At 48.4% G+C, this 17,431-nt stretch carries 17 protein-coding genes; 3 read left to right on the plus strand and 14 right to left on the minus strand.

Annotated elements, in window-relative coordinates; translation table 11 throughout:
* Positions 1–3: 3 nt before the first annotated feature.
* The 8 genes from gcvP to OM95_RS01775 form a co-directional block, all read right to left on the minus strand.
* Entirely contained in the window at positions 4–2,877 is a 2,874-nt protein-coding gene (gene gcvP, locus OM95_RS01740) for an aminomethyl-transferring glycine dehydrogenase (RefSeq protein WP_041869592.1), read from the minus strand.
* A 99-nt stretch (positions 2,878–2,976) separates the two neighbouring features.
* Complete coding sequence (locus tag OM95_RS01745) at positions 2,977–4,125, minus strand: MFS transporter (protein WP_291515442.1); 1,149 nt, start codon at positions 4,123–4,125, stop codon at positions 2,977–2,979.
* Between the two features lie 74 nt (positions 4,126–4,199).
* Positions 4,200–4,949, minus strand: coding sequence for a hypothetical protein (locus tag OM95_RS01750; RefSeq protein ID WP_041869598.1), 750 nt, complete (start codon positions 4,947–4,949; stop codon positions 4,200–4,202).
* 67 nt (positions 4,950–5,016) lie between these two features.
* Positions 5,017–5,796 carry a hypothetical protein gene (locus tag OM95_RS01755; RefSeq protein ID WP_041869600.1) on the minus strand — a complete coding sequence of 260 codons (780 nt, stop codon included), beginning with the start codon at positions 5,794–5,796 and terminating at the stop codon, positions 5,017–5,019.
* Between the two features lie 215 nt (positions 5,797–6,011).
* Positions 6,012–6,485, minus strand: a complete 474-nt coding sequence (locus OM95_RS17015) for an actin-binding protein (RefSeq protein WP_291515443.1) — start codon at positions 6,483–6,485, stop codon at positions 6,012–6,014.
* A gap of 63 nt (positions 6,486–6,548) precedes the next feature.
* On the minus strand, positions 6,549–6,872 hold the full coding sequence (locus tag OM95_RS01765; protein ID WP_041869602.1) for a DUF4286 family protein: 324 nt from the start codon (positions 6,870–6,872) through the stop codon (positions 6,549–6,551).
* 10 nt (positions 6,873–6,882) lie between these two features.
* On the minus strand, positions 6,883–8,220 hold the full coding sequence (locus tag OM95_RS01770; RefSeq protein ID WP_041869605.1) for a metallopeptidase TldD-related protein: 1,338 nt from the start codon (positions 8,218–8,220) through the stop codon (positions 6,883–6,885).
* An 11-nt stretch (positions 8,221–8,231) separates the two neighbouring features.
* The gene (locus tag OM95_RS01775; RefSeq protein ID WP_041869607.1) at positions 8,232–9,656 is read right to left on the minus strand and encodes a TldD/PmbA family protein; all 1,425 of its coding nucleotides are present in this window, start codon (positions 9,654–9,656) and stop codon (positions 8,232–8,234) included.
* 212 nt (positions 9,657–9,868) lie between these two features.
* Between OM95_RS01775 and OM95_RS01780 the strand changes: the two genes are divergently transcribed.
* The 3 genes from OM95_RS01780 (at position 9,869) to OM95_RS01790 (ending at position 11,804) form a co-directional block, all read left to right on the plus strand.
* Positions 9,869–10,108 carry a hypothetical protein gene (locus tag OM95_RS01780; RefSeq protein ID WP_041869609.1) on the plus strand — a complete coding sequence of 80 codons (240 nt, stop codon included), beginning with the start codon at positions 9,869–9,871 and terminating at the stop codon, positions 10,106–10,108.
* Positions 10,109–10,120: 12 nt separating this feature from the next.
* Positions 10,121–11,335: an EF-P lysine aminoacylase EpmA gene (epmA, locus tag OM95_RS01785; protein WP_291515444.1), complete on the plus strand. Its 1,215-nt coding sequence runs from the start codon at positions 10,121–10,123 to the stop codon at positions 11,333–11,335.
* A gap of 163 nt (positions 11,336–11,498) precedes the next feature.
* Positions 11,499–11,804 (plus strand): hypothetical protein, encoded by a 306-nt coding sequence (locus OM95_RS01790; RefSeq protein ID WP_041869614.1) that lies wholly within the window; start codon positions 11,499–11,501, stop codon positions 11,802–11,804.
* Between the two features lie 34 nt (positions 11,805–11,838).
* Here the strand turns inward: OM95_RS01790 and OM95_RS01795 are convergent, their stop codons facing one another.
* The 6 genes from OM95_RS01795 to OM95_RS01820 all read right to left on the minus strand — a co-directional run bounded on the left by OM95_RS01795 (position 11,839) and on the right by OM95_RS01820 (position 17,350).
* Positions 11,839–12,129: an HU family DNA-binding protein gene (locus tag OM95_RS01795; RefSeq protein ID WP_041869616.1), complete on the minus strand. Its 291-nt coding sequence runs from the start codon at positions 12,127–12,129 to the stop codon at positions 11,839–11,841.
* 95 nt (positions 12,130–12,224) lie between these two features.
* The gene (locus OM95_RS01800; RefSeq protein ID WP_041869619.1) at positions 12,225–13,484 is read right to left on the minus strand and encodes a glycosyltransferase family 4 protein; all 1,260 of its coding nucleotides are present in this window, start codon (positions 13,482–13,484) and stop codon (positions 12,225–12,227) included.
* A gap of 4 nt (positions 13,485–13,488) precedes the next feature.
* Positions 13,489–14,604 (minus strand): hypothetical protein, encoded by a 1,116-nt coding sequence (locus OM95_RS01805; RefSeq protein ID WP_041869622.1) that lies wholly within the window; start codon positions 14,602–14,604, stop codon positions 13,489–13,491.
* On the minus strand, positions 14,592–15,053 hold the full coding sequence (mutT, locus tag OM95_RS01810; protein WP_041869625.1) for an 8-oxo-dGTP diphosphatase MutT: 462 nt from the start codon (positions 15,051–15,053) through the stop codon (positions 14,592–14,594). The genes OM95_RS01805 and mutT overlap by 13 nt, the downstream gene beginning before the upstream one ends.
* Positions 15,040–16,023 (minus strand): quinone-dependent dihydroorotate dehydrogenase, encoded by a 984-nt coding sequence (locus OM95_RS01815; RefSeq protein WP_041869627.1) that lies wholly within the window; start codon positions 16,021–16,023, stop codon positions 15,040–15,042. Before OM95_RS01815 ends, mutT begins: the two co-directional genes overlap by 14 nt.
* Before the next feature lie 52 nt (positions 16,024–16,075).
* Positions 16,076–17,350, minus strand: a complete 1,275-nt coding sequence (locus OM95_RS01820; protein ID WP_041869629.1) for a Glu/Leu/Phe/Val dehydrogenase — start codon at positions 17,348–17,350, stop codon at positions 16,076–16,078.
* Between the last annotated feature and the right edge of the window lie 81 nt (positions 17,351–17,431).

Consider the following 17,431-nt stretch of genomic DNA (forward strand, 5'->3'; position numbering starts at 1 on the left):
TTCTTAAGTGTATTCTTCCACAGAGGGGCAAGAGCAAATTAAGTTTCTGTCACCGTACGCGTTGTCTACGCGGCCAACCACAGGCCAGAACTTGTTCGTGCGCAACCACTCAACAGGGTATACGGCCTCTTCGCGCGAATACGGATGATTCCATTCAGGCTTCATCATCATCGCCGCTGTATGAGGCGCATTTTTAAGAGCATTGTTTTCTTTATCCATTTTTCCAGTTTCAATCGCGGCAATTTCTTTACGGATTGTCACCATAGAATCGATAAAACGATCCAGCTCTTTTTTCGGTTCAGACTCTGTCGGCTCAATCATCAAAGTTCCCGCAACAGGGAAGCTCATAGTCGGAGCATGGAACCCGAAATCCATCAAACGTTTCGCCACGTCCGTCACGTCGATGCCGGAAACTTTTTTAATCTCACGCACATCCACGATGCACTCGTGCGCGACCAGACCGTTTTTACCTTTGTAAAGAACAGGGTAGTGAGGCTCTAGTTTTTTCGCGATATAGTTCGCGCTCAAGATACTCACCAAAGTCGCTTTGCGAAGGCCTTCAGCGCCCATCATGGTGATATAAGCCCAAGAGATCGGAAGAATGCTGGCGCTGCCCCAAGGTGCGGACGTCGTTGCTGAAATCCCTGTCTTAGGACCCGCTTCAGGCACCAAGGAGTGCGTTGGTAAGAAATCTTTCAGGTGAGCTGCGACGCCGATAGGGCCCACACCCGGTCCGCCACCACCGTGAGGGATCGAGAAGGTTTTATGCAAGTTCATATGTGATACATCGGGACCGAAAGCTCCAGGACGGCACATGCCGACCAGGGCGTTCATATTCGCGCCGTCCATGTAAACTTGTCCGCCGTTGTCGTGAATGATTTTACAAATTTCGACAATGGCCTCTTCAAACACGCCATGCGTGGAAGGATAAGTAATCATCAGAGCGGCAAGATTGTCGCGATGCTGTTCGGCTTTCGCTTTAAGATCCTGAACGTCGACGTTGCCTTGATCGTCACACGCAACCACCACGACCTGCATGTTCACCAAAGCGGCTGATGCGGGATTTGTTCCGTGCGCGGAAGAAGGAATCAAACAGATATTACGATGACCTTGGCCACGTGACTGATGATATTTACGAATGACCAAAAGACCGGCGTATTCCCCTTGCGAGCCCGCATTCGGCTGCAAGCTCACAGCGGCAAAGCCCGTGATGTCGCAAAGTTTCTTTTCCAGATCGTGAATCATCTCGATCAAGCCGACCGCTTGCGCAGTGGGGGCGAAGGGATGAAGTTTATTGATCTCGGGCCAGGACACCGGAACCAGCTCTGTTGTGGCATTCAACTTCATTGTGCAAGATCCCAATGGGATCATCGAGTGAGTTAAAGTCAGATCCTTGTTCTGCAAGTGATGGATGTAACGAAGCATCTCGGTTTCACTGTGGTGTGAGTGGAACACGGGATGGGTCATATAGGCGGAAGTACGAACCAGCTTCTCTGGCACTTCCACATCTTTCATAGCGGCATCAATAGAGGCCCCCGTGAACGCCGCTGCTTGGCCTTGATTGAAAGCGGCCCAGATCATTTCGACATCTTCTAACGTCGTTGTTTCGTTCAAAGAAAGACCGATTTTGCCGTTGCCGAAATTGCGGAAGTTCATCTGCATTTTTTCCGCTTGCGCAATGATAGCTGTGGCTTTGTCCGTTGTTACGGTCACAGTGTCAAAGAAAGCATTTTTAGAAACAGCGAAGCCCAGTTTGTTCAAACCCTCCGCCAGGATGCCCGTCAAACGTTGCACGCGAAGAGCGATTTTTTTAAGACCTTGAGGGCCGTGGTAAACGGCATACATCGAAGCCATATTGGCCAAAAGAACCTGAGCGGTGCAGATATTGGAAGTCGCTTTTTCGCGACGGATGTGCTGCTCACGAGTTTGCAAAGCCAAACGTAAAGCCATTTTCCCTTGGGAATCCACGCTGACGCCGACAAGACGGCCTGGCATCAAACGCTTATAAGCATCTTTTGTCGCCAAGAAACCGGCATGAGGTCCACCGAAGCCCAATGGCACACCAAAGCGTTGAGAGTTACCGACAACCATGTCGGCACCCCATTCTCCCGGAGGCGTCAACAACGTCATGGCCAATAAATCCACAGACGCGGTCACTAGGGCTCCATGATCTTTGTATTTCTTTGCAAGATCTGAATAGTCTTCCACGGCTCCGCTGGTATTGGGATATTGGAAGAACACGCCAAAGACAGGTTTTGCGAAATCATATGTCGCGGGATCGGTGACAATCATTTCAAAGCCCAAAGGCTCAGCGCGAGTGCCTAGCACTTCGATGACGTGAGGATGCATTTCCGGAGACACAACAAAAGCATTTGCTTTGTTTTTGCAAAGAGAGTGCGCCATGAACATCGCCTCTGCGGCTGCAGTTCCTTCATCCAACAACGAAGCATTAGAAATTTCCATACCGCAAAGATCACCGATCATAGTTTGGAAATTCAAAAGAGCTTCCAGACGGCCTTGCGAGATCTCGGGTTGATAAGGAGTGTAGGCTGTGTACCATACGGGGTTTTCAAAGACGTTTCGTTGAATCACCGTTGGCGTGATAGTGTCGTGGTAGCCCATGCCGATGTAGGTTTTAAAGACTTTGTTCTTTGCAACCATCTGCTTCAAATGATTCAAAAGACCGTGCTCGGAAATACCGGGGCCTACATCCGCGTAGTTATGCTGCGTGCGGATCTGTTGGGGAATCACTTTGTCAGCCATTTGATCTAAAGAGTTAAATCCTAAAGTCTTCAACATCTCGTGAATGTCAGAATCAGAAGGACCAATATGACGGGGGATAAATTCGTTCCGTGGGGAAAGATCGGCAATTTTCATGTGCACCTCTATAACGCCGTCGAGACTAGCACACCCCCCTAGGGTAATGAAAGATTTGTAAGGAGAGCAGGGGCGCTAATGCGAGGCGAAATGGGACTATTAAGCCAGTTCAAGCGAAGTCGCCCGTCTTTTTTGTCCTCTCTGAAAAAGCAGGGTCGCGCCTAGGCAAAATGCCAGTCCGCCCAAAGAAACAGCAGGCCAACGACCCAGGCTCCAAAGCCAAGAGCCGATGTAGGAACCTAAAGCGCCGCCGACAAAATAGCTGAAGATATAAATGGAGCTTAAGCGCGAACGCGCCTCGGAAGAGACCTCGAACATGCGGGTCTGATTGGATATATGTGCGACCTGGATACCCAAATCCAAAAGCAAGACTCCCAGGATCACACCGATCACAGCTGTGGACGATAGAGCTAAGAGGGCAAAGGCCGCCATTGCACAGTAAAGTCCCAGGCGGATGGTAGCTGCAGGGCCTTTTTTATCGGCATAGCGACCGGCCAGGGGTGCCGCCAAAGCTCCGATCATTCCTAAAGCCCCGAACAGGCCGATGGTTTGCGGTGTGTAGCGAAAAGGCTCGCCTTCAAGCAAAAAAGTCAGCGTCGTCCAGAAGGCTGAAAAAGAGCCGAAAAGAATAGCGCCCATCAACGCAGCTTCACGAACCGTCGCATGGTTTTTGACTAAATCCCATGTGGAAGAAAGAAGAGCTTTGTAGGTGCCGCGAAAATGTGATTCCGCAGAAGGTAAAGCCCACTGCGTGATGACGGCTAAAAGAAGATTCACCGACCCGGCAAAAACAAAGACCATCTTCCAGCCAAAATTTTCCGCGACGAAACCGGCCAGCGTGCGCGCCATCAACGAGCCGATTAAAATACCGGAAGTGACGATGCCAACAATACGTCCTCGTTCTTCGGGACGAGCGAGATTCGCCGAAAAGGAGATCAGAATCGTCGCCGAGACATTGAAGAAACCCATGACAAAACTCAAAGCACACAGAGTCAGAATGTTAGGGCTGAAGGACAAGGACAAAGCCAACAGTCCTGCCACAGTCATACTGGCTTGCAAAAGACGACGGCGGTTGAGCATGTCTCCCAACGGAACCAAAAGCAGAATGCCAATCGCATAACCAATCAGAGTGAAAGCGGGCACCAGCGCGACCGATTTTTCACTCACGGCAAATTCACGGGCCAGAATACCCAGCAGCGGCTGATTGTAATACAAATTGCTGACAACCAGCGCGCACGCCACGAACATGAAGGAAACTTGAAATCGAGAAAGACCCTGACCCATATCAATGGTGTTAATCCATCTTCAGGCGAGGAGCAAGTTCAGTTTCCTAATTCAGAATGACATTCGGAAACCACTTGCTTACGAGATTTTAAACCTTTTTCGCAAGAGCGAGTGAGTTCCCGAAGGATTTTAAGTCTTTCATTGCCCCGTTTGGCGTCGTCAATGCGATCATTCAAAGAAGAGATTTCGCGCACCACTGCAGTTTGTAGTTGCACGGCAAGTGCTAACTTGTCCGTCGTTGATTCCGCCTTGGCCTCGTGAATTTGCACAAGGACCTTTCGGAATGAGACGGGAAAAAGCTCGGACAGTATGCCGATCTCTTCAAGCTTCATTCGGAAGACCGGGTCGGAATGCGCACGTGCTCCTTCTTGTTGGTAAAAGCGAACCAGGTAATTGGTGCGTTCGTTCGTTAATAATTCGCGGTCCATGAAAGTGGGATTGCAAAGAACGGAGCAGATTTCGGGTAAATTCTTTTGGGCAAGGGTCGCCGCCAGTTCGTCAAAAAGATTGAGCTCATGCACATAGGTATGCCCGATATGGGTGAGTTCGCGCAGATTTGGATTCACTTCTTGATCTGTCCCTTTTTCCCCGGGGGCTAAAGGAAGGTTTGGGAGCATGGTGGCTTTGGCGACGGGCATTTTTTTGACAGGTTTTGTTGCCGGGGCCGTGGCTTTGCTTAACTGATCAATGGCAAAATAAGAAAGAGCGGTGATGCTCATCAGGGCGCAAGTGATTGCACCCAGAACAAAGAAAAGAACGTATTTAAGAAGACGTTTTACAAAGCGCATGGAACTTCCCAACCTAACAGACGAAATGGGGGCTGTCAGCACAGACCACGACCTGCGTAGGGAACTTTTAAGTGGCAAAGACTTTAGAGCAGCTAGGGAAGAACTTTTCCTCGGGTCGAAGATGGTTCTTTTTGAAGTATTCAAACATGTCTTTGAAATAGTTGTTGTAAAAAGGGTCCATCAAACCGCCCGGTTTGACATTGTACTCCCAAGCGCTGGGCCCAATTTTATTGGGCTCGGTGACGAATAAGCGCAGCTTTCCATCGGTGGAATATTTTTGAAAGTTTTTAAACCATTCTTCCAAGGGCACCGGTCTGCCGATAAAAGTATCGACCGCGTACCAGCCGGAGTGATCGCTGGCCTTCACAATAGTCGTGACGTGAAATTGCCAATCAATCGAGCCCGTTCGCATCGGACCGACGACAAAGACTTTTTTAATAGCATCTTTAGAAACACCATGACGAAGTAATTCTAAATGCGCATAAAGCGCACGACCGAAACAAAAGCCGACGATGCCTTTCGGATCATACTTCTGTCCACCCCGATAACCAGTGACTTCATTTTGATTCGTCTTCTGAATGATGGCCTGGGCTTGCTGCGCACTGACCCCATCGATCCGATGCTGGCTGGAGGGTTTGAAGTTATTGATTTCTTCCATCAGGCGGCGGTTGTTTTCAGTGATATCCTGGCCGCTGTAAACTTCCTGGCCACGCATAAAATACAGATCCGCACGAATATCCATTTCGTTCCAACTGGCCGCATGCGACGTCGCCGCATAGGCCAGCGCGAACGCGATCGCGCAAAGAAAAACGCCTTGTTTTCTAAATCTAAAAGTGGACTTTTTCATAACCAATTCCTGATACGCCGATTAAAGCAAAAGCTTTGCCGTCCCAAGAAGGGGAGAACTGGAAAATAGAAGCTTTGGCCTGGCTAAGTTTTGGTCAGGTGGCTATCTTTGGCGGCCCTGCGGCCGTCCCCTGGTAATGTCGTTTTCCATGGGGCTCTTGGTAAAAAAAAGGAAGGCTTGCGGCCTTCCTTTTCACTTTAAGCAGTCACTAAAAATTACTTCGCTTTCTTAGTGGCTTTCTTCGTCGTCTTACGAGCAGCGGGTTTTGCCGCGGTTTTTTTGCTTGTCGCTTTTGCCGCTTTCTTCGTCGTCGCTTTTTTTGCGGAAGATTTTTTCATCGTTTTGTTGAAAAGAGATTTTTCCAATTTCGATTTTTGTGCCACGGCTTTCTTTTTGTAAGCGGCGATGTTTTTTTCCAAATCATCCGCAGACTTTTTCAATTTCGCGATGGTCGTGTTCACTTCTTTTTCGATTTTCGCTTCAGAAGTGCTCAATACTTTTACGATCTCTTGATATTTCTTCCAGGCAAGTTCGATTTGCTCTTCTTTTTTCTGATCGAAAGATTTTTTAAGCTCGGACTCTTTCTTTTTGATTTCGTCGTTCAGCTTTTGGAAGTTTTCAAGAAGGTTTTGCACACCTTTGTTTGCAGAGATATTTTCCAAAATTTTTTGAAATGCTGCTGTAGCCACAAGAGTCTCCTTTGTTAAGACCTAACATACACTCACAAGGGGCGAATTAAAAGCCCCTCGGGACTATTTTGACGTAAAATTAATTGTTTCCAACCAGACTTCGCGTTGCGCAGAAAACTGACCGGGGAATTTCTCAAGGCCCTTTTCGCGGGCTTTCATCGCGTGTTCGGTCATGTAAACCTTCATCGCATCTTCGTCCTTCAGCGTGTAGATGACTTTGACATCTTTGCTGGAGGCTTCAAGATTGCCGCCCTTACGCAGGCACAGTTCCGCTCCGACAAATCCCGGAAAGGCCAGCATTTCGGGAATGTGTTCGTTTTTAAGCCAGTCTACGTACTCAGAATAAACTTCATGACGAACCATCACATGGACAAGGTATTTAACCATCGGATAACCCCTACAAGGTGAATTTGAAGTCTTTGATTAGCATACCGGGGATCTTTTTTCCACCGAAAGCACGGTTTTCATAAGTCAAAACCATGGGATCGATGGCTTGAAAGTCTGTGACGGCCATCAGGTTTTCGCCCAGGCAGTCATAAAGGCTTTCATCAAAGCGCATATCGGCGATGGGGGCGACAATTTCGCCGTTTTCCACCCAGAAGCAGGCATAACGAGTCATGCCCGTAATTCGAGCATTCATTCTATCTGACCAATTCAAGTAGTGAAGATTGGATAAATAAAGTCCTGTTCCCAATTCCTTTAGAACATCCTGTTCTTTTAACGAGCCGGGTAAAATCTCCATCGCCCGCGGATATTCACCAGCGTCGGCGCCATTGCCTTCCACCGAGTATTCTTTTGCCGACCGGGTGCTGATCATAAAATTCTTAAGCTGCCCCGCTTGGATAAGATCCAGACTTTCAGGGGCCAGTTCACCCAAACTGTTGAAGCGATGAATAAGACCCAGGCTGTAGTTTTCACGAATCGACAGTAAAGAGGACAACGTCTTTTCTTGATCGGCCAACTTTTGCAGAGCAGAGCCACCTTGTTTGTAAGCCGTAAAGCTCAGGGCTCCCCAAGAAAACATCGTGGCCATTTCCGCCACCGCTCCCGGGGCCAGATAAGTGCGATACGCACCCGGCGCCAAAGTCTTTTTAGGTCGATCCATCAGACGGAGCTGATTTTTACTTTGCGCCAGATTGCCTTCAAAATCTTTTTGCTCCCAGTGCGTGCCGGCATAAACAGACTTCACGGCCTTTTCGCCCAAATAAAGAGAGTAGTCCATGAAGAAGTTTTCTGTCGCAAACCAGTGACTTTGCCCTTGTGAATTTTTGTTGGCAGAAATCAACGGGCCGGCACAGTAAAGCCCCGCAAGGTCCACGCCCGCAGCGGGCTGGGTGATGGCGGCAATGACGGCCTCGCCCGGAAGCAGAGAGCCCTTAAAGGTGCTGTCGCTGACGCCGTTGTTTTTCAAAGGAACCTGATAGGGATCTTCGGGCAGCAACGCACATTCTTTGCGGGCTTCAGAAAGCCAGAAAGTCGCGCGGGACTTATCTTCCGCCTCATCACCCGTGATGGAAAAACTGAAAGAGGCGGTTCTGCCGTCTTTTTGCAGAAGCAGGCTCAATGTCTTTTGTTCAACTGTGGTGTTTTGCCGAACTTTGCTGCCATTAAAGCGAATGAATAAAGATTCTTCCGCGTGCAGATTGACGTTGGCTTCTTCGCCCGGCTGTAAGTTCGCCAGAATAAAGTCCGCCACGGTGTTGAATGATTTTTTTGTATTTTCAGTAAAATTCATGACCGACCTTCCTATGCACCAAACACTTCGACATTCGCAAACAGGCAATACGGAGTTGTGTGACCGACACGGATCACCTGATTAGGTTCCCCTTTGCCGCAGAAGGGAGAACCGTAGGTTTCGCGATTTTCGCTGACCGCTTTTAAACCATTCCAGAATTTCACAGTGGTGCCGCGATAGTTTGGATTCTTCAGTGTCTTCGTGATTTTTCCGTTTTCGATAAGCTTTGCATATTCGCAACCGAACTGGAATTTATTGCGGTAATCATCGATCGACCAGGATTTATTGGCCATCATAAACACGCCGCGCTCGACGGAGGCAATCATGTCTTGGAATTTGGAGGTCCCGGGTTCCAAGTTGATGTTGGCCATGCGATCAATGGGCGCACGATTCCACGATGCCGAACGGAAGTTGGCAACGCCAGGAAGATTCAAGCGGGCTTGGGATTCAAGTCCTCCCAAACCTCGTACCAGAACACCGTCTTGAATCAAAAATTCTTTAGTGGCTGGAAGACCTGAATCATCAAACGCGTAAGAAGCCATGGCATCAGCGACGGTCGGATCAAAAGTGACGTTCATCAGGGGCGAGCCGTACTGAAGTTTTCCGAAGTCCTCAGGCTTAACGAAGCTCCAACCGGCATAATTGCGTTCATCGCCCAGAATGCGGTCGTATTCCAGAGGGTGGCCGATGGATTCGTGCACTTGCAAGGTCATCTGATCCGGGGCTAACAACAGATCCAAAGTCTCATTCGGGCAGTTGTCAGCAAGAAGCAACTCTACGGATTCTTCAGCAATGCGTTTGCTGCGGTTCAAAATATCGGCACGATTGAAAACTTCCGCGCCAATTTGCAGACAACGAGCGAGGCCCCCACCATCGGAACGCGTCTGGGTTTCGCCGGCGCCTCCCGCTGTGGCCGAAAAGTCCGTACTGACGATGGAAAAGTTTTGTCTGACCTCAGCGCCAGAAGAAGTGACGGAATGAAAAGCTGTTTCGACAATCATCGCTCCGGCCGAGCGGCTCAAGATCTTATCAGACACCTTCATGGCGCAAGTGGCGTCGACCAGAACATCAGAGATCTCTTTTGCAGAAATAGAATCCATCGGACGAAGAATTGGCGAGGAATAACTTCCTTGAGTCGCAGGACGTTGCGCGGTGGTGAAATTGTGGACTTTTTGTGAGGCCCCAGATCGCGCCATCGCCACGGCTTTGCCTAGGGCTCTTTTGATCCCAGACTCGGTCAGATCACTCGTTCCGGAAAAGCCGAAGTGGCCATTGACTAAAACCTCGACCATCACACCTTGATCAAAGAAGACAGAATTGCCGTCGACTTTTTCATCGCGGACTCTGCGTTGTGTGGTTTTTTCAGTGACGTGACGTAAACTGACCCAGTCTGCGGCCGTTTTCACTTGGTTGAGGGTTCGTTGTAAATCGAGCATTTAGGGCCCCTTTCCTCAATGTAATTCAACAGTTCCAATAATGGATGCTATTAGAAAACTCAATCTCCAAAAGATCGATTGTTAAAAGTCGCACTGAGTAATACTTGGGGAGCTTCGACAAGACTCGGTGGCAAAAATACTTGGCAAGCCCTTTGCTTTATATCTTTGACAGGAGGAGCTGGTGTCATAAAGACCCAGCAGAAAATGAAGTTATGAGAATCGTTCTGGCACTTCTATCAACACTGATGATCGCGATGTTCACATACTTGGTTCCGGCTCAAGCCGCGGGTTCCATGACCCCCTCTTGCCTGATGGCGAGTGAAGGAATTTACCAGGGTCTTTGGGTGAAACACCGGATTTACGTCAATGAAGATGTGGTTTATGGTGCGAATGATATGAATTCAATCCTCACTCAACTGGAAAACTTGCGTAACGAGGGCCTTTGCCGCTAAAGTGGCAGGGCTTTGACACGAAAAGACTATCTCAACCTCATTTGGAATCCTTATCCCCCGATGCCTCCCGATGCGCAGGTCGCGGGCCGAATCTACAAGATCGAAAGGGATGGGGACCTTCTTAAGCTGACCCTGATTCGCGATAATAAAATTCACAAAATTGAATTTGCCTCGGCTCCTGCTTATTCCGAATTTTTAAGTGAAGGTGATGTTGTGGCGATTATTTCCGCAACGGAACTTGTGCTTTTGGCTCCGCAAAAAACGTCTTTGCCTTCGCGCTCTTACAACAAAAATCTTTTGCAGCAGTGGGCGTTGTATGTTCAGGGTTTGCGGGATTTTTTCACGCAGGAAGGATTTCTAGAGCTGAAAACGCCATCGTTGGTGCCCTGCCCAGGAACAGAACCCAGTCTGGATGTCTTTGCGACGTTGCTTCAGGTGGGCTCGCGCAAAGAAAAGCTTTATCTTCCGACAAGTCCCGAACTGCACCTAAAAAAAGCTTTGGCCTTGGGGGCAGAAAAAATCTTTGAAATCGCGACCTGTTATCGCAATGGCGAAATCACTGAACGCCATCAGCCGGAATTTCTGATGCTAGAGTGGTATCGCGCGTATGACACCTTGGCCGCGATAAAAAAAGACGTGGAAAACCTTGTGAGTTTTCTAGCGCAGCGAATGAATGTTCCCGGCCCGCGCAAGGTGCGCAGTTATAGTATTGCAGAGCTTTTCCAAACATACTGCGGATTCACTTTAAGGCCCGAGACGACCAAGGAAGAACTGCAAGCACTTGCGGAAAAAATCGGTGTCGATGTCAGAAGTGCGGAAAGTATTGATGACTACTTTTTCCTGATTTTTATGGAAAAAATAGAGTCGGTATTGCCTTCGGACGAGCTGATTTTTGTCGAAAAATATCCCCCTTATCAGGCGGCTCTGGCGCGTCTGACGGAAGACGGCTGGGGGGACCGCTTTGAGGTTTACTGGCAAGGGCTGGAATTGGCGAATGCGTTCCATGAACTGAACGATCCCGCGATTCAGCGTCTGCGTTCTGCAGAGGACCTGGAAAAGAAAAAGGATCTGCAGAAAGAAGTGATTTCTTTAGATGAGGAGTTCTTCCAGTGTCTAGAGGCGGGGATGCCTCCTTCCGGAGGAATTGCCTTAGGGGTGGAGCGCCTTTTCATGGCTTTACTGGGAGTGGGGAGCATTTCCGAAGTGAAAGTCTTTCCGCAGGCCTAGGGCCGTCCCGTTGCACCTTCCCAAAAGTGATGTTCTTTCGATGTTCTTGCGTTTTTCTGCTGCGGTCCCGGTAAAAATAACAGGGAATCAAAACCTGACTTTTCGTTTGGGATCTTATTCTATAAAACCTTGCCATCCGTAATACATACGCAAAGAGGTTTCGATGAAAAAGCTGATCGTCGCTTTACTAGTTCTATCCGCAGTTCCTGCTTTCGCTGGTAAAATGAAAGCCATCTGGGAAATGACGAACGAAAGTGTTTTGGCAGAGTTGGGTTTTGATGAAGGTATTGTTGCTATTGAAGGACATAAGTTCTTACAGATTCCTAATGCAGACTTAGCTGTACAGACTCAGGTTCGTGGCTATTACCGCACTCGCGGCGAAGTGCCTCTTTTCACATGTGTGACTTACTTTGCGAAGTTCCAGGATTTCTTTGAAGTGACTCACACGGAGTGCGAGAAAGCGAACTAATAGAATGAAAAAGGGGGCTTTTAAGCCCCTTTTTTTACGCCTTCTTTGGCCCGTTATTGATGTCTTCCTTCAGTTCTTTTCCGACTTTAAAGAAGGGAAGCTTCTTTTCTTCTACGTTGATGATTTCGCCAGTGCGTGGATTGCGTCCTTTATAAGCACCATATTGGCGATTCACAAATGAGCCAAAGCCCCGGATTTCGATACGGTCATCACGCATGAGTGCCTCTACCATAGAGTCAAAAATGGTGTTTACAACCGTTTCAGCTTTAACACGGGTAATTCCCGCTTTTTCAGAAATCAAATTAATCAAATCCGCTTTTGTCATCGTCGGCTTTCCTAAAGGGCTCAGCTTAAAGTATTGATAACACTCTCGATTATACAGATATGAAGTGGTCTGACATCAAAATTCAAGCATTTAACTCAATGCTTCTTATACAGACCCGTGCTGATCAGGATTTTACGGTAGGCATCAAGCGTCGCCTGGACCATTTTAGGCGTGTCAAAGAGGTCGACCACTTTTTGGCGGGCGCGGTCGCCGATCTCGTCAGCAGGCATGGTTCCCGAGAAAATTTCGACCAAAAGATTGCTCATCGAGTCCACATCCGCTGGGCGCAGTAAAAATCCATCACGTCCATCCTCGATAATATTGGCAATTGGGGACACTTCCGAACCTAAAACCACCTTTTTTTGTGCCATGGCTTCCAAAGTTGTCGGTTCAAAGCCCGTAGTTCTAGACCCCAAGTTGACGAAAACATCACCCAAAACAATATAATCTTCGATCTCTGATGCGGGCACTGCTCCCGGCATGACCACACGATTACCCAAAGCGTGATTCAAAACCTGATATTCGATGTCTTTGAACTTCGGGCCGTTCCCGATGACGATGAGATAGCTATTAGGTTTTTTAATCGCCACTTTTTCAAAGGCCTTTAAAAGCGGCGCTAATTCCTGCGTCTGAGTCATATCCGACAGGGTCACCGCCACATGAGCATTTTCGGGAATGCTCAGCTTCTTACGAAGTTCAAAAGACTTTTCTTTCGGAGTCAAATCACCCAGCTCAATCCCATAGGGGACTGTGTAGGTGTGATAATCCGGATAAAGATAATATCTTTCCAGAATAATTCTTTGCTCAGGATTTGTGACGAAGATGCCGTCCGCCGTGGAAAGCAATCGACGATCGCCGCCATAGTAGGTTGTCAAAAATTTGTAGGTGGTGGCAATGGCCGTTGAAAGCATGCTGCCTAACGTATCCTGTTTCATGGCGCGAATCGCGAAAAGCTGTGACATTTGCGTCGCTTCCACATCATAAGCCATGGCGACTTTAAAATCATTTTTGCGACTGCCAATGCGATACCCTGACTTGTCGATACTGTGAACCAGATGGAAGGGGTCTTCTTTGTGAAGCTGGGCGAAGCGCTGACGAACCGCCATTTGAAAACTCATATGCGACAGATTTTTTGCGCCCTCGTGTAAGAAGAAAACACGTACACCGTCGCGCACCACTTCTGGTTTTTTCAAAGGTGATGTCGCCGCCAAAACCGTGACTTTATGACCTTCTTTGGCCAGCCCCCGGGCTATGGGCCACAGAAAACCATGATCGGTTGCGCGACTTAAAATCGGAAAACGATGCGAGGTCAGGCAAATGTTCAATGTCTCGGGAAGACGGGGTTTGTTGAGCATAAGCTCATCTTAAATGATTTAAAGCCCGATTGTACAGACGATTGAGTTCATTCAATGACGAATCAATCAGATGGCGATCCTCGGCCAGTTGTTCTGACAGATTTTCTGGGACTCGCAAGTGGGGCTTCGTCAGAAGCTTTACCAGGTCGGCATGAATATGATCGTTGTTTAAAATCCAGCAGTTGATGGTGTTCTTCCAAAGATCCGCGTGTACACTGGACTGTTTGGAATCCAAGATCAGCACCGCATGGGAATGAATGGCCTTCATGTAAAAGTCGGTCATTTCGATGGGCGTAAAGCCTTGGCCGGCTAACATCAAAGCCATACTTTTTTCCAGGAGTTGTTTACCCGCTTGAGGACTCAAGTTTCCGGTCACTGTCCAGTTGTGCCCGCACTGAAACTCTTCCATCCAGGCGGCAAATTTTTTGCGCTCACGAAGGCTCCAGTGAGAATAAGACCCCCACAAGACCACCTTGTATTTTTGTGCGATCGTACGAATGCGCACGAAGCTTTCTGATTCGGCGTCGAAATGAGTCTCGCGGAAAGGCACGACGACAAAAGGTCTGTGTTCCAGTGAATGAAAAAACTGCTCTTCGATATCTTCCTGAAAGGCCGTTGCCGTGAATTCGGCTTTCAAATCCAAAACCGGCGGCAAAATTCCGCGCCCTTGACGAGGCGAGCGGACATTCAGACCGCGAAGCTGTCCCAAGGCTTCCACCGTGGGGCAAGTGATGATGTCACTTTCCTCCACCAGATAACGAACCGGATTACGACGGTTTAAACCGCGGCGAATATTCAAAAGAGAGGTCGTCAAAACGCAGGAAGGATGAGACTTCGCAAAAGTCGAAAGAATCATCTGCGCTGGGTTCATTTGATCTTCGTCTAAAAGCACGTGCAGAATTTGTGGATGAAGACCGAATAGGCCGGGAATGATGCGGAAGCCTTCAAGGACGCTCCAGCTTTTGAAATAACCCATGAACTCAATGCCCGTCGTGTCTTCCGGGGGAACTTCACCATAACTCGTAAGCAGAACCACCTCATGTTGTTGGCTTTTCAAAGCCTGAGCCAACTGCCAAGAAGTCGCGTTCACATGTTTGCTTACAAGGATTATTTTCGCCATTCAATTCCTAAAGCTTTGTAGATCTTGTGCAGAATCTTGCGATTGGCCTCTGGAATATTGCGATGTTTGAGCTCTTCAGGATGAATCCACTCTAACATCATGTGGTGCTTAGCCCGAGGCTCGCCCTTCCAATACAGGATTTCATAAAATAATATGAGAATCCCTACATCTCCATAAGAGTGTGTACACGCAAGTTTTAATTCGCCAACATCGGCTTCGATGCCCAACTCTTCATTGAGCTCGCGAGACAGAGCCTCTTCAGGTGTTTCCCCATTTTCAATTTTTCCGCCGGGGAATTCCCATTGACCTGCTAAAGAGTTGTTTTCGGGACGTTGACCGACCAATATTTTGCCATCTTTACGCAAAAAACCCGCGACGACAGGAATCCAATGACCTTTTCGGATCTTGGATTTTTTGGGTTTTGTTTCGATAGCGCTATCGTCCGTCATTATACCTTCTAGCTACATCATGGAAGAAATTCGGTCCATGAAACACAAGTGCACTATAAATTTGAACAAGATCTGCGCCCATTTGCAATCTTTCAAAGACATCTTCGGGTGTTAAAATGCCCCCGACGCTGACCAGAAGAAGACCCTCACGTTTTTTGCCTAAACTTTCAACAGCCACTTTCAGAGCTCTTTGTGAAAGCTCCTTTAAAGGGGCGCCGGAAAGGCCTCCTTCTTCAGGAAAATGGCAGCCCGCAGGACGGGAAAGAGTGGTGTTTGTTAGCACAAAACCATCGACCCCTAATTCCTGACAGTTGACGACGGTTTCGGCCAAAGCCTCGTCGCCCATGTCAGGTGAAAGTTTAACCAAAACCGGTGTGGGTTCGAAATGGGAAACACGGTCCACGATGGGGCCGATTAAAGAGCGCAGATTTTCTTTCTTCTGCAGCTCTCGCAAGCCCTTCGTGTTCGGACTGGAAATATTCACGACGAAAGCATCTGCGAAAGGACGGAATTTATCGACAAGAAAAAGATAATCCAGAACGGCTTGATTGTTCGGCGTGTAGCGATTCTTTCCAATATTCACGAAGATCGGCGTGCGATAATTCGGAGCATAGTAAGTCAGATTATAGAAAGTCTCTTCCGCGCCATCGCTAGGAAAGCCCATCTTGTTCCACATCGCCCTGAGCTTGAGATCACGATCCAAAATTTTTCCGGGGTTGGGTGTCTGTGGCAAAGGTGTGACCGTGCCGACTTCGACGAAGCCACAGCCGAGTGACCACCATTCTTTCAAGTGTTCGGCGTTTTTATCAACACCGCCGGCAATGCCCAGTGGATTTTTGAAATGAAGATCGCGCCAAGTGAAGCTTTTCCACTCCGGCGTTTTTCTTCCGTGAATCAAAGAGTAGAGAGGTAAACCCCAAGAGCTCAGATCGTGAGCCCATTGAGGTGGTAAGAGCATCCAGGGTTTCATAGTGCGCCTCGCGCAGGAGGTGGAGCGGCCGAAGCCGCGCAACCGAACTTAATCATCGAGGATATAGGCCTCTTAGAAGCATCGCTTTTTCAAGACGTTGAACTGAAACCGCCATAGCTGCAGATCTCATGTCGACGTTTTTCTCTTTAGAAAGCGCGTAACCTTTATCGAAGGCTTTCGTGATGATACCTTTCAAACGACCGTTCACTTCTTCTTCGTCCCAGAAGAACGACATGATGTCTTGAACCCATTCGAAGTAAGAAACGATCACACCGCCACCATTCGCAATAACGTCTGGAGCGATGAAGATACCACGTTTATGAAGGATTTTTGTCGCGGCATTTGTGACAGGACCGTTGGCACCTTCACAGATGATTTTCGCTTGAACCTTTTCAGCATTGTGAGTGTCGATTTGGTTTTCAAGAGCACAAGGGAATAAAGCATCACACTTTACTTCAAGCAATTCTTCATTGCTGATCGGTTGCGCTTTTGGATAGCCCTTCAAGAACTTGTGCGCTTTCACGTACTCTATTACTTCTGGAATATCCAGGCCATCGCCATTGTAAATACCGCCAGAAACGTCAGACACCGCAACGATGCGTGCGCCACGTTCGTGAGCAAATTTCGCCGCGAAAGAACCGACGTTACCGAAGCCTTGAATTGCGATAGCGGAACCCGCCATTTTCATACCGCAGACTTCGAAAGCTTTTTCAGCCACGTAAACCACACCCAAGCCGGTTGCATGGTTACGACCTAAAGAACCACCGATTTCAACCGGTTTCCCAGTGACGACACCAGGTTGCGCGAAGCCACCTTGCTCTTGGGAGTAAGTGTCCATGAACCAAGCCATCGTTTGTGGGTCCGTGCCCACGTCAGGCGCTGGAATATCTTTAGTGGGGCCTACGAAAGGGCCAATTTCAGAAGCGTAACGACGAGTCAGGTTTTGCTTTTCCGTGCGGGAAAGTTTTGTTGGATCAACAGTGATACCGCCTTTGGCTCCACCCAAAGGAAGACCAAGAACGGAGTTTTTGAAAGTCATCAAAGCGGCAAGACCGACAACTTCAGAAAGATCGACATTTTGGTGATAACGGATACCACCCTTGTAAGGGCCCAAGGTTGGTGAATATTGCACGCGGTACCCAGTGAAAACTTTGACGCTGTAGTCGTCCATGCGAACGGGAACTGAAACTGTGATGGTGCGACGAGGACGCTTCAAGCGCTCTAGGACGTTCGGGTCACAGTTAATAATTTTTGCCGCTTCTTCGAGAGTTTGAAGAGCGTTCCTGAAAAGAGGCCCGTCATAAACCGGCTCTATCTTGTGTTCCATGATTTGTGTCTCCTTAAAAATACACTCGCCCGAGTCTAATGAAGCAAATACTCAAAGTCACTCCGGAAAAAGGAGATGACT

Source organism: Bdellovibrio sp. ArHS, assembly GCF_000786105.1.
GTDB lineage: Bacteria > Bdellovibrionota > Bdellovibrionia > Bdellovibrionales > Bdellovibrionaceae > Bdellovibrio.